9 protein-coding genes are annotated in these 13298 nt (G+C 69.9%); 4 read left to right on the top strand and 5 right to left on the bottom strand.

Translation table 11 applies throughout. The features are described 5' to 3' along the window. Nucleotides 1–17: 17 nt before the first annotated feature. The 5 genes from kce to MFF58_RS14660 are packed head-to-tail and all read right to left on the bottom strand — an operon-like array spanning nt 18 to nt 6585. Nucleotides 18–947, bottom strand: a complete 930-nt coding sequence (gene kce / locus MFF58_RS14680) for a 3,5-dioxohexanoate:acetyl-CoA acetone transferase (RefSeq protein ID WP_238289193.1) — start codon at nt 945–947, stop codon at nt 18–20. Between the two features lie 2 nt (nt 948–949). Next, entirely contained in the window at nt 950–1873 is a 924-nt protein-coding gene (locus MFF58_RS14675; protein ID WP_238289191.1) for a 3-hydroxyacyl-CoA dehydrogenase, read from the bottom strand. Beyond that, nucleotides 1870–4428, bottom strand: coding sequence for a branched-chain amino acid ABC transporter ATP-binding protein/permease (locus MFF58_RS14670; RefSeq protein WP_238289189.1), 2559 nt, complete (start codon nt 4426–4428; stop codon nt 1870–1872). The genes MFF58_RS14675 and MFF58_RS14670 overlap by 4 nt, the downstream gene beginning before the upstream one ends. Nucleotides 4429–4442: 14 nt before the next feature. Then, nucleotides 4443–5318 carry a branched-chain amino acid ABC transporter permease gene (locus tag MFF58_RS14665; RefSeq protein WP_238289187.1) on the bottom strand — a complete coding sequence of 292 codons (876 nt, stop codon included), beginning with the start codon at nt 5316–5318 and terminating at the stop codon, nt 4443–4445. A 7-nt stretch (nt 5319–5325) separates the two neighbouring features. Continuing rightward, nucleotides 5326–6585 (bottom strand): ABC transporter substrate-binding protein, encoded by a 1260-nt coding sequence (locus MFF58_RS14660; RefSeq protein WP_238289185.1) that lies wholly within the window; start codon nt 6583–6585, stop codon nt 5326–5328. Nucleotides 6586–6704: 119 nt separating this feature from the next. Between MFF58_RS14660 and MFF58_RS14655 the strand changes: the two genes are divergently transcribed. From MFF58_RS14655 to MFF58_RS14640, 4 genes are all read left to right on the top strand, one after another. Further along, entirely contained in the window at nt 6705–7406 is a 702-nt protein-coding gene (locus MFF58_RS14655) for a GntR family transcriptional regulator (protein ID WP_238289184.1), read from the top strand. Nucleotides 7407–7420: 14 nt separating this feature from the next. Further along, entirely contained in the window at nt 7421–8188 is a 768-nt protein-coding gene (locus tag MFF58_RS14650; protein WP_238289182.1) for an SDR family oxidoreductase, read from the top strand. Between the two features lie 134 nt (nt 8189–8322). Beyond that, nucleotides 8323–10128: an IlvD/Edd family dehydratase gene (locus tag MFF58_RS14645; protein ID WP_238289180.1), complete on the top strand. Its 1806-nt coding sequence runs from the start codon at nt 8323–8325 to the stop codon at nt 10126–10128. Between the two features lie 180 nt (nt 10129–10308). Then, nucleotides 10309–13257, top strand: coding sequence for an FAD-binding and (Fe-S)-binding domain-containing protein (locus MFF58_RS14640; protein ID WP_238289178.1), 2949 nt, complete (start codon nt 10309–10311; stop codon nt 13255–13257). The last annotated feature ends 41 nt before the right edge of the window (nt 13258–13298 follow it).

Raw genomic sequence — 13298 nt, 5'->3', positions numbered from 1 at the left:
CCTGAAGGACGGCGCCTCTAGAACGCGACCTTGTCGCCGCCCTTCAGCGACAGGATCTCGCGCGCCTCGTCGGGCGACGCTACCGCGAGGCCGAGCCCCTCGATGATCGAGCGGACGCGCCGGACCTGCGCGGCGTTGGTCTCGGCGAGCTTGCCGGGCCCGTCCCAGAGGCTGTCCTCCAGACCGACGCGGACGTTGCCGCCCATCGCGGCCGCCATGGCGGCGATGTTCATCTGGTTGCGGCCGGCCCCCAGCACCGACCAGCGGTACTGGTCGCCGAACAGCCGGTCGGCGGTGCGCTTCATGTGCATCACGTCGTCAGGATGCGCGCCGATACCGCCCTGAAGACCGAACACCGTCTGGATGAACAGCGGCGCCTGCACGAGGCCCCGATCGAAAAAGTATTTCAGGTTGTAGAGATGCGCGGTGTCGTAGCACTCGAACTCGAAGCGCGTCCCGTTCGGGCGGCAGGTGGTGAGGATGTGCTCGATCTGCCCGAAGGTGTTGCGGAAGATGATGTCCTTGTTGCCGAGGTAGTCCCGCTCCCACTGGTGCTTCAGATCCTTGAAGCGGTCGAGCATGCCGAACAGGCCGAAATTCATCGAGCCGAGATTCAGCGAGGCGACCTCCGGCTGGAAGGTCGCCGCCGGGCGCACCCGCTCCTCGATCGACATGGTGGGCGCGCCGCCGGTGGTGATGTTCACCACGCAGGACGAGCGCTGCTTGATCACCGGCAGGAATTTGGCGAAGGCCTCGGGCGACTGGTCCGGCTGGCCGTTCTCCGGGTTGCGGGCGTGCAGGTGGACGATGGCGGCTCCCGCCTCGGCGGCGCCGATGGCGGCGTCGGCGATCTCCTCGGGGGTCACCGGGAGATGCGGCGACATGCTCGGCGTGTGGATCGCGCCCGTCACCGCGCAGGTGATGATGACTTTCCGCTGTGAGGCCATGCTCAGTCCTTCTGTGAAGCCTTGTGGGCCCGCAACGCCGCCAACCGCGCGTCGCGGCGGTTCATGCGGGCGGGCAGATCGGCGGGGGCCTGCCAGTTCGCCATGATGGCCTCGGTGGCCGGCGCCTCGTAAACGCTCGGCGGCGCGGGATCGGCGGCGAGATTCTTGTAGAAGCCCGTGTAGCGGGCGCAGTAATCGGCGATGCCGCCCGGCGCATTCAGCTCGATCGTCTCGAACGGGCCCATGAAGCTCCAGCGCAGGCCGAGCCCGTCCGAAACGGTCTTGTCGAGATCCTGAGGGGTCACGTAGCCCTCGGAGGCGAGACGGAACGCCTCCGCCAGGAGCGCGCCCTGCAGCCGGTTGAGGATGAAGCCCTCGATCTCCTTGAGCACGGTGATCGGCACCTGGCCGATCCGCTCGTAGACCGCCCGCGCCCGCGTCAGGACGTCCGGCGCGGTCCAGGAGGCGCCGGAGATCTCCACCAGCGGGATCAGGTGGGGCGGATTCACCGGATGGCCGATCAGGCAGCGCGCCCGGCCAGGGAGGTTCTCGGTGAACAGGGAGCAGCGGATCGCCGAGGAGGAGGACGCGATGATGGCGTCCTGCGGCGCCTGGGCATCGAGTTCAGCGAAGAGGCTTCGCTTCACGTCGAGCCGCTCCGGCCCGTTCTCCTGCACGAACGTCACGCCCTGGAGAGCAACGGCGAGAGTCGCCGCGGCCCGGATGCGGCGCGCTGCGCCCTCCGGATCGGGGCAGAGGCCGTTTTCCGCCAGCGTCCGCAGCCCCCCCGCGCAGAGCGGGACGGCGGCCTCGGCGACGCCCGCGGCGGCATCGAACAGGCGCACGTCCCAGCCGGCGCGGGCGAAGATCATCGCCCAGGCCCGGCCGATCAGGCCGCTGCCGACGATCGCGACGCTCTCGGTCATAGCCACAGCACCTTCCGCCTCAGATCCTGATCCTCGCGCAGGAGGCGCGATTCACCCGTCCACTGCACGCTGCCCCGTTCCAGCGCCACCGTCCGGTCGGAGAGTGCCAGCGCCAGGTCGAGGTGATGATCCACCAGAATGATCGCGATCTCCCGGCGCAGGCGGTCGAAGGCCTCGAACAGCTCCTCCGTCACCGCTGGCGATAGGCCCTCGAACGGCTCGTCGAGGAGCAGGAGCCGCGTGTCGCCAGACAGGGCGCGCGCCACCGCCACCATCTGCTGCTCGCCCCCCGACAGGCGGGCGGCATCGACGTTCCAACGCTCCTTGAGCCGCGGGAAGAACTCGAGGACCTTGTCTTCGTCCCAGTGGATGCCGGCGCCGGTGAGCCGCCGCAGCCGGCCGAGGCCGAGATTTTCGGCGACGCTCATGCCGGCGAACAGCGCCCGGCCCTGCGGCACGTAGCCGATGCCGAGACGGGCAATCCGGTCCGGCGACAGACCGGCGATGTCCTTGCCGCCGAGCACGATGCGGCCGGCGGCCGGGGGCGCGGTGCCGATCAGAGTCTTCAGCAGCGTCGACTTGCCGGCTCCGTTGCGGCCCAGCAGGGCTACGACCTCGCCCCGGCGCACCGCGAGGTTCACACCGTTGAGGATATGCGACTTGCCGTAGAAGGTGTCGACGCCCTCCATGGCGAGCAGCGTCTCGGCCTCGGCGGCGCTCGCCCGCGGCTTGGCGGCGATCGCCGCGGTGCCGGAGCCCAGATAGACCGCCTGCACCCGGGCGTCGTCCCGGGCGTCCGCGACCGATCCGTCGACCAGCACGGCGCCGTCGGCCATCACGGTGACGCGGTCCGCGAGGCGGAACACGCGGTCGATGTCGTGCTCCACCAGCAGCACCGGGATGTCGGCCGAGAGCGCCTTGATCAGGTCGCCGACGCGCTCGCGTTCGGCCGCCGCGAGGCCGGCCAGCGGCTCGTCGAGGAGCAGCAATCGGGGCCGGGTCGCCAGCGCCAGCCCCATGTCGAGGAGGCGCTGGCCGCCGTAGGAGAGGCTGCCGGCCTCGGCCCGCTCGATTCCGGCGAGGCCGGTCCAGCGCAGCAGTTCGGCGGTGTCGTCGGCGACCTCGCGGATCGAAAGGGCATCCCGCCACAGGCTGAAATGCGCCGCGTGCCGCGCCTGGACCGCGAGACGGATGTTCTCCTCCACCGACAGGCCCGGGAACAGGTTGGTGATCTGGAACGAGCGGCCGAGGCCGGCCCGCGTGATCGCGTGCGGCTCCAGGCCCGCGATCTCGCGCCCGTCGAGGCGGATGCTGCCGCCGCTCGGCCGGAACATCCCGGAGAGCAGGTTGAAGGCCGTGGTCTTGCCGGCGCCGTTCGGGCCGATCAGGGCGTGCAGCGTCCGGTCGGCCACCGCGAAGGACACGCCGCGCACCGCCGCCACGGGGCCGAAGCTCTTCCTGATGTCGTCGGCGACGAGGACCGGCCCCTCGGTACGCCCCTCCGCGATGAAGCGCGCCGGGACCCGCCCCGACGCGCCGGTCCGGCGCGCCGACATGGCGGCGCCCTCGGCGGGCACGCGCCGGAAGGGCTTCAGAAGCCGCGCCGCGATGCCGACCAGCCCGTCCGGGGAGAACACGATGAAGGCGACGAACAGAAGGCCGAAATAGAGCAGCCAGTCGGCGGTGTAGATCGACAGGAACTCGCGGAACAGGATGTAGAACAGGGCGCCGAGCGCGGGCCCGAGGAACGAGCGCATCCCGCCGATCACCACCATGGCGAGCAGTTCGCCCGAGAAGGCGATGGAGATTGGGTCCGCGGAGGTGAAGCGGTGGCTGTAGGCCGAGAGCGCCCCGGCGAGCCCGGTGATCGTCGCCGAGATCACGAAGGCCGCGAGCTTGTAGCGGTTGGTGGCGTAGCCGAGGAAGCCGGCGCGCTGCTCGTTCTCGCGGATCGCCACGAGCACGCTGCCCATGGGCGAGCGGCGGAAGCGCCACAATCCGACGAGCACCACGAAGGCGATGGCCGACACCGCGGCGTAGTAGGCGCCCGGCTCCTGAAGCGCCGCCCAGCGGTGCAGGTTGCCGATGCCGTTCTCGCCGCCGGTCAGGTCCGTCCAACGGAACGCGATGGCGTAGAGCATCGCCGTGAAGGCGAGGGTGAGGAGCGAGAAGTAGACGCCGCGCCGCCGCAGGATCAGGCCGCCCGCCGCCACGGCCGCGAGCGCGGTGATCGCCAGCGCCCCCAGCAACGGCAGCGCCATGTCGCCGGGGAACAGCCGGGTCTGCAGGATCGCCACCGCGTAGGCGCCGACGCCGAACCACGCCCCGTGGCCGAACGAGGTCAGGCCGGTCCAGCCGACCAGGATGTTGAGGCCGAGCACCGCCAGGGCGAAGATCACCACGTCGGTGGCGGTGATCAGCGTCAGCCCGATCGCGTCGAGGGCGAAGGGCAGGACGATCAGGGCGGCGAGTGCCGCCCAGAGCTGGCGGCTCTCGCGCAGGATCGGACCGCGCTGCGGCAGGGCGAGCGGCAGCGGCTCGGCGGTTCCGGACATGGGACGCTCTCCGCTCACTCGAACCGGGCGATGTGCTCGCCGAACAGGCCGCGCGGGCGCAGCAGCAGGACCAGCACCATGAGGGCGTAGACGGCGGCCTCCGTGGCCGGGGGATAGGCGTAGGCGGTCAGGCCCCGGACCACGCCGACGATCAACGCGGCGAGCACCACGCCCCAGAAGGAGCCGAGGCCGCCGATCACCACCACCACGAAGGCGAAGGTGAGGATCTCGGCGCCCATGGCGGGATGGACGCCGGTCACCGGCGCCATCATGGTCCCGGCGAGCGCGGCGAGCCCGACTGCGATCGTCACCACCGCGGTCATGTAGGGCCGGAGCGAGATGCCGAGCGCCGCCACCATGTCGGGGTTCTGCACGCCGGCGCGGACCACGCGCCCGAAGCTGGTGCGGGTCAGGAGCAGCCACAGGCCGGCCACGCAGGCGAGCGCGACCACCAGGATCGAGAGCCGATAGCGCGAATAGATCAGGTCGCCGATAAAGACCTGCCCGCGCAGCCATAGGGGGATCCCGAACGGCACCGGCGCGGCGCCGAAGGCCATCCGCAGCGCCTGCTCGGCCACCATGGCGAGCCCGAAGGTGAGGAGCAGGCCGAGCGTCGGGTCTCCGCGGTAGAAGCGCCGCAGCAGGAAGCGCTCGATCACGAGGCCGAGCAGGCCGACCACCAGGGGCGACGCGACGAGGGCGCCGCCGAAGCCGATCGTCGGCGTCAGCAGCACCGTCAGGTAGGCACCGATCGCGTAGAACGCGCCGTGGGCGAGATTCACGATCCCGCCGAGGCTGAAGATCAGCGACAGGCCGAGGGCGATCAGCAGGTACTGGACGCCGATCAGCAGGCCGTTGAGCACCTGCTCCAGGATGAAGACGAGCTGCATCGCCGCCTCACGCCGGGAAGGTGCAGGCGTTCTCGTCGCGGGTCGTGGCGAGCACTTCCAGGCTCTCGCCCGGACCGGGCAGCGGCCCGGTCGAGGAGAAGATGTCGTAGGTGTTCTTGACCTGATCGGCCGGCAGGGCGGTGATGGCGAACATCTCCTGCATCAGCTCGTGGTCCCAGGGGCGGAAGTAACCCTCGCGCACCTTGGCGATGTCGAACTTCGCCCCCGATTCCAGGTGCTCCACCACCTTGATCGACTCGGTCGACTTCAGCTCGTTCATCGACTGCGCGACGATCTTCATCGCCGTGTAGTCGCCCCAGCCCTGGTTCTCCGGCGGCTTCTTGTACTTGGCCTTGAAGGCCGCCACGAACTTCTTGGCCGAGGGCGAGTCAATCTGGTGATGCCAGATCACCGGCCACGTGCCGAGGAAGTTGCCCGGTCCGGCGCCCCAGGCGAGCGCCGTGTCGAAGCCGAAGCCGGCGACCGGGAACGGCAGGCCGAACTCGCTGAACTGCTTGAGGAAGTTGGTGATCTGCGCTCCCGCGAGGTTGCAGATCACGAGGTCGGGCTTGGCCTGGCGCAGCTTCAGCAGGAAGGGCGAGAAGTCGGTCAGCTCCGTCGGGATCAGATCCTCGCCGACCAGGGTCGCGTCGTGGGACGCAAAGTACTTCTTGGCCTGCTTCAGGAGATCGTGGCCGAAGGCGTAGTCGGCGGTGAGCGCGTAGACCTTCCGGCCCTTGATCAGCCCACGATCGAGCAGGGCGCGCCCGCAGGCGCGCACCATCATGGTGTTCTGCGCCTCCACGTGGAACATGAAGCGCTTGCAGTCGGAGCCGCGCAGCGCGTCCGAATTGGCGCCGGTGTTGATGAACAGGATCTTCTCGCGCTGGGCCACCTGGCTGATCGCCAGCGCCGAGGCGGAGTTGATCTCGCCAACCAGGCAGGCGACCCGGTCGCGCTGGATCATGCGCTCGGCCTTGGCCGACGCGGTCTGCGGGTTGACGCTGTCCTCCGACAGCAGCTCGACCTTCCGCCCGGCGATGCCGCCGGCGGCGTTGATCTCCTCGACGGCCAGTTGGGCCGCCTGCATGGCGAACTCGCCGAGCGGGCCGAGGAAGCCCGTGCGCGGCGTCAGATGGCCGATGCGGATCACATCCGACTGCGCCTGCGACAAGGCCGGACTGGCCAGGGCGGGCGCGAGGAGCGCTGCGCCGCCGGCTCTCAGAAGGCTGCGGCGAGAAAGGGAATCCCCGAACCGGTCCGTCATCGTTCCGCTCCCGTGCGTGTCCTCCAGTCGGGTTCTTTGAACGGGCTCTGGCGGCCCTCACCCGAACTGTGATCACAGATCACTAGCGCGATAGTGCCGGATCCGTCTAGTGTCGGCACATGAATTCCACCGCGGCCCTCGCCGAACTGCCCCAGCTCGAACGGCGGACCTTGTCCGACACCGTCTACGAGGCGCTCTCGGACCTCCTCGCCTCCGGCCGGCTGGCGCCGGGGGACCGGCTGTCGCTCCGTCAGAGTGCGGCGGCGTTGGGGGTCTCGGTGATGCCGGTCCGCGAGGCGGTCAGCCGTCTGGCGGCGGACGGGGTGCTGGAGGTGGCCCCGAATCGCATGATCCGCGTGCCGTTCATGAGTGCGGCGGCCTTCCGGGCGCTGGCCGAAACCCGGATCGCCGTCGAGGGGATTGCGGTGGCGAGGGCGGCGGAGCGCCGGACCGAGGTCGATCTCGCGGCCATCCGGCGAGCCGAAGCCGCCTTCCGTGCGGAGGCGGAGGCGGCGCGTCCCGATCGTGCGCGGGCGGTACAGCTCAACCGTGACCTGCACTTCGCGATCTACGACGCCTGCGGTCTGCCCCCGCTTCAGGAAATCATCGCCCGGCTGTGGCTGAAGGCCGGTCCGGTGATCAACCTGGACCTGCGCGCCCATCCGGAGCGCCTGCTCCAGGGCTTCGCGCTTCGGCGGCACGCCGAGGCGCTCGCGGCGATCGAGGCCCAAGACAGCGCGGCGGCCTCCGCCGCCATTGCGGCCGACATTCGGGAAGCTGCAGAGTTCATCATGTCCCGCGGCGGGTTGCGGGACGCGTAAGGGAAGGATTGACCATGGATCTCGGGATCGCCGGCCTGCGGGTCGTGGTGACGGCGGGTGCGGCCGGTATCGGGCGTGCCATCGTGGACGCCTTCCTGGAGGAAGGCGCGCGGGTCTTCGCCTGCGATGTCGACGCGGACGCCCTGGCGGCGATGCCGGACTCGGTCGGGCGCTGCCGCACCGACGTGGCCGACCGCGATGCGGTCGACGCGATGATGAACCAAGCCGTCGAGTTCCTCGGTGGCCTCGACGTGCTGGTGAACAACGCCGGCATCGCCGGCCCCACCGGCCGGGTGGAGGAGATCGCCCCGGAGGAGTGGGATCGCTGTCTCACCGTCTGCCTGACGAGCCAGTTCAACTGCGCGCGGCTGGCGGTGCCGCACCTGCGCCAGAGCGAGAACGCCTCGATCGTCAACCTGTCCTCGGCCGCGGGCAAGTTCGGCTTCGCCCTGCGCAGCCCCTACGCGGCGGCCAAGTGGGGCGTCATCGGCTTCACCAAGTCCCTGGCGATCGAACTCGGCGGCGCCGGCATCCGCGTGAACGCGATCCTGCCCGGCCTCGTGGCGGGCGACCGCCAGCGGCGGGTGCTGGAATCCAAGGCGCAGCAGCAGGGCGTCAGCTTCGCCGAGATGGAGACCCGCGCCTTCTCGTTCGTCTCGGTCAAGGAATACGTCACCGCCCGTCAGCTCGCCGATCAGGTCCTGCTGCTCTGCTCGCCCCGCGGCCGCACCATCTCGGGGCAGGCCATCTCGATCGACGGTGACACCCGCATGCTGTCTTGAAATCAACTCAGCGTCGATCCTGCTGCGAGTTGCCTCGCGGCAGGCTAGGTACTGGGCCGATCGAGAGGGCGAAGCCCGCGGCGTGCGTGACCGACCGGCGTACGCCTGCCCCCGGACGATGTGAGGAGCCGACCATGAGCGATAAACGCCGCGTGTCCCCCGCCGACCTGCGCTCGAAGGCCTGGTTCGACAACCCGCACAACCCCGGCATGACCGCGCTCTACCTGGAGCGATACCTCAATTACGGTCTGACGCCGGAGGAACTGCGCTCGGGCAAGCCGCTGATCGGCATCGCGCAGACCGGATCGGACCTGTCGCCGTGCAACCGGCACCATCTCGAACTGGCCAAGCGGGTGCGCGAGGGCATCACGGCCGCCGGCGGCGTCGCCTTCGAGTTCCCGTGCCACCCGATCCAGGAGACGGGCAAGCGGCCCACCGCCTCCCTCGACCGCAACCTCGCCTACCTGTCGCTGGTGGAGGTCCTGTACGGCTACCCCCTCGACGGCGTCGTGCTGCTGACGGGCTGCGACAAGACCATGCCGGCCTGCCTGATGGCCGCCGCCACCGTGAACATCCCGGCGATCTCGCTGAACGTCGGCCCGATGCTGAACGGCTACTTCCAGAAGGAGCTGACCGGGTCCGGCACGATCGTCTGGAAGACCCGCGAGCGCCATGCGGCCGGCGATATCGACTACCAGCAATTCATGGACATCGTCGGCTCGTCGGCGCCCTCCACGGGTCATTGCAACACGATGGGCACGGCCTCGACGATGAACGCGCTCGCCGAAGCGCTCGGGCTCGCCCTGCCCGGCTCGGCCGCGATCCCGGCCCCCTACCGGGAGCGCGGGCAGGCGGCCTACGCCACCGGCCAGCGGATCGTCGAGATGGTCTGGGAGGACCTGAAGCCCTCCGACATCCTGACCCGCGAGGCATTCGAGAACGCCATCGTGGCCAACGCGGCCATCGGCGGTTCGACCAACGCCCCGATCCACATCAACGCCATCGCCAAGCACATCGGCGTGCCGCTGAGCTGCGACGACTGGGAGCGCGTCGGCTTCGAGATTCCGCTGCTGGTGGACATGCAGCCCGCCGGCCGCTGGCTCGGCGAGGAATACTTCCGCGCCGGCGGGTTGCCGGCCGTGTTCGCCGAGCTGATCGATGCCGGCAAGGTTCACGAGGGCGCGCTGACCTGCAACGGCCGCACCGTGGGCGAGAACTACAGCGGCCGGCACAGCTGGAACCGCGACGTGATCCGCACCTACGGGGAGCCCCTGATGGAGCGGGCGGGCTTCCTCAACCTGAAGGGCAGCCTGTTCGATTCGGCGATCATGAAGACCTGCGTCATCTCCGAGGAGTTCGCGGCGCGTTACCTGCGCAACCCCGCGGACCCGATGGCCTTCGAGGGCCGCGTGGTCGTGTTCGACGGGCCGGAGGATTACCACACCCGCATCGACGATCCGGCCCTCGACATCGACGAGAACACCATCCTGATCATGCGCGGCGCCGGGCCCATCGGCTATCCGGGTGCCGCCGAGGTGGTGAACATGCAGCCGCCCGGCGCCCTCATCCGGCGCGGCGTGACGTCGCTGGCCTGTATCGGCGACGGACGGCAATCCGGCACCTCCGGCACCCCCGCCATCCTCAACGCCTCGCCGGAGGCGGCGGCGGGCGGCGGTCTCGCGCTGCTGCAGACCGGCGACCGCGTACGCGTCGACCTCAACCGGCGCAGCGCCGACATCCTGCTCCCACCCGAGGAGCTGGAGCGCAGGCGGACGGATCTCGCGGGACGGGGCGGCTTCCCCTATCCAGCGACACAGACGCCGTGGCAGGAGATCTACCGCGATCAGGTGGGCCAGCTCGACCAGGGCATGGTGCTGAAGGGTGCGGTGAAGTTCCAGAAGGTCGCCCAGGTCTCGGGTGTGCCGCGGGACAATCACTGAGACGGACGGGAGCGCCGCCGCGACGGCTGTCCCTCGCCGCTCGGCCGGGACGGTGTCGCGGCCGGACGTTCCGGTCGTTGCGCCGGAAGCGCGCAGGTCGCCGGCCGGCGATTTCCGATCCGGTGAATTTTGAATACAACCAATTCCGGCGGACGCCATCCGCCGCCGGAGGATTGAGTCGTGACGGACGCGAGGGCTGAGACCGCGACGGCGCCGCGCGCCGCAGCACGCCTGGATGCCGGGTTGGCGCGCAGGCTGGCGGAACAGCTCCAGGGCGAAGCGCGCTTCGATGCCTTCACGCGCGGGCGCTACAGCACGGACGCCTCGATCTATCAGATCATGCCGGCGGGCGTCGTGCTGCCGCGCTCGGCCGCCGACATCGCCGCGACGCTGCGGATCGCCGCCGATCACGGCGCCCCCGTGATCATGCGCGGCGGCGGCACCTCGCAGAACGGCCAGCCGATCGGCCGGGGACTCGTCGTCGACTGCGCGCGCCATTTCAACGGCGTCCTGGCCTACGATCCGGAGGCCGGCACCATCACGGTCGAGCCCGGAATGGTGCTGGAGCGGCTCAACGCGCGGGTGAAGGCCGACGGCTGGTTCTTCCCGGTCGAGCCCTCGACGGCAACCCGCTGCACCATCGGGGGCATGGCGGGCAACAATTCCTGCGGTGCCCGGTCGCTGCGCTACGGGAAGATGAGCGACAACGTGCTGGCGATGGAGGCGCTGTTCCACGACGGAGAGGGCTTCGCCTTCGGCCTCCGCGGCGATGCGGCGGGGGTTACCGGCTCGGCGCGAGCGGAGGCGCTCGCCGGTCGCATGTGCGCCCTCGCGGAGCGCCACCGGGACGAGATCGTGTCCCGCTATCCGACGGTCCAGCGCCGGGTGGGCGGCTACAACCTCGATGCGCTGATCGAGGCCCGGCCGAACCTCGCACACCTGCTGGTGGGCTCCGAGGGGACGCTTGCCGCCACCACGTCGGTGACGCTGCGGCTGTCCCGCCTGCCGGCGCACCGGGTGATGGGGGTCTGCCACTTCCCGTCGTTCCGCGACGCCATGGAGACGACGCGGCACATCGTCGACCTTGACCCTGTGGCCGTGGAACTGGTCGACAACAACGTGCTGGTGCTCGGGGCCGACATCCCGCTGTTCCGCACGACGCTCGCGGACATCACCCGGGGCAAGCCGAACTGCCTGCTGCTCACCGAGTTCGCCGGTGACGACCTCGCCGCCCTGAAGCGCGGCCTCAAGCGCCTCGATGCCTGCATGGCCGATCACGGCTTTCCGAACGCCGTCGTCGAAGTGGTCGATCCGCCCCGGCAGAGGGCGGTCTGGGAGGTGCGCGAAGCCTGCCTCAACATCATGATGTCGATGAAGGGCGACGCGAAACCGGTCTCCTTCATCGAGGATTGCGCGGTGCCGCTGGAGCACCTCGCCGACTACACCGATGCGGTCACCGCGGTCTTCACCAAGCACGGCACGCGCGGCACGTGGTACGCCCATGCCTCGGTGGGCTGCCTTCACGTCCGCCCGATCCTCGACATGAAGGAGGCGGGCGACGTGCGCCGGATGCGCCTGATCGCGGAGGAAACCTCCGAGCTGGTGCGCCGCTACAAGGGCTCCTATTCCGGCGAGCACGGCGACGGCATCTCGCGCTCGGAATACATCGAGCCCCTGTTCGGGCCGGTCCTGACCCGCGCCTTCGAGGCGGTGAAGGACGATTTCGATCCCGAGAACCGGCTCAATCCCAACAAGATCGTCCGGCCGCTCAAGATGGACGACCGCGACCTGTTCCGCTTCAAGCCGGACTATGCGGTGACGGCGCCGCCGAAGACCGCTCTCGACTGGTCGGATTGGGGCGGCTTCGGCGCGGCCGTCGAGATGTGCAACAACAACGGGACCTGCCGGAAGCTCGTGGGCGGGGCGATGTGCCCGTCCTATCGCGCCACCCGCGACGAGCAGCATCTCACCCGCGGCCGCGCCAATTCCCTGCGGCTCGCCATCTCGGGCCAGCTCGGCAAGGACGCCTTCACCAGCCCGGAGATGAAGCGGACCCTGGATCTCTGCGTCTCCTGCAAGGCCTGCCGCCGGGAATGTCCTACCGGCGTCGACATGGCCAAGATGAAGATCGAGTTCCTGCACCACTACCACGCCCGGCACGGGCTGCCGCTGCGGGAGCGGCTGATCGCCCAGATGCCGCTCTACGCCGGAGCCGCGGCGAAGCTCGCGCCGCTCCTGAACCTGCGCGACCGGTACCCGGTGCTCGCGGCCCTGTCGGAGCGAATGGCCGGACTCTCGGCGCGGCGCACCCTCCCGCGCTGGCGGCGGCCCTGGAGCGAGCAGGGCGAGGCCGCCCATCCGGGCGACGTGGCGGGCGACTTCCGCGACGTGATCCTGTTCGGCGACACCTTCAACCGCGCCTTCGAGCGCGAGAACCTGGAGGCCGCCGAGCGCGTGCTCCGGGCTGCCGGCTATCGCCTGCACCGGGTCGACCCGCCCCGTGGGCGGCGGCCGCTCTGCTGCGGCCGGACCTGGCTCGCCTCCGGCCAGACCGACCGGGCCCGCCAAGAGGCGCGGCGGACCCTCGACACCCTGCTGCCCTTCATCCGCGCCGGCGCGCGCGTGGTCGGCCTGGAGCCGTCCTGCCTGCTCACCTTCCGTGATGAGTTCGGCGCTCTGCTGCCGGGCGAGGATGCAAAGCTCCTGGGCCGGCAATCGGTCCTGTTCGAGGAACTGCTGGCCGCCGATCTCGCGGCGGGCCGGATCGAGCTGAAGCTGGCCGATCAGGGCGGCCGCGTCGCCCATCTGCACGGCCACTGCCACCAGAAGTCCTTCGGACTGATGGGTTCGGTGGAGACGGTCCTGCGGAGCGTGCCGGGGCTCGATCTGCGCGTGATCGAGTCGAGCTGCTGCGGCATGGCGGGTGCCTTCGGCTACCGGCCGGAATCGATCGACACCTCGTTCGCCATGGCCGAGCTGTCGCTGTTTCCGGCGCTGCGCGCCGCGGGGCCCGACGATCTCGTGGTGGCCGACGGCACGAGCTGTCGTCATCAGATCCACGACGGCCTCGGCATCCGCGCGGAACATGTGGCTCGCGTTCTGGATCAAGCCCTTGTGCCTCGACACTGAATTGCCGGCCCCATACACATGGAGCACAGGTCGTTGCGACC

Origin of the sequence: Methylobacterium longum (assembly GCF_022179385.1) — a bacterium.
Lineage (GTDB): Bacteria > Pseudomonadota > Alphaproteobacteria > Rhizobiales > Beijerinckiaceae > Methylobacterium > Methylobacterium longum.
This window is presented reverse-complemented; position numbering and strand designations above follow the sequence as displayed.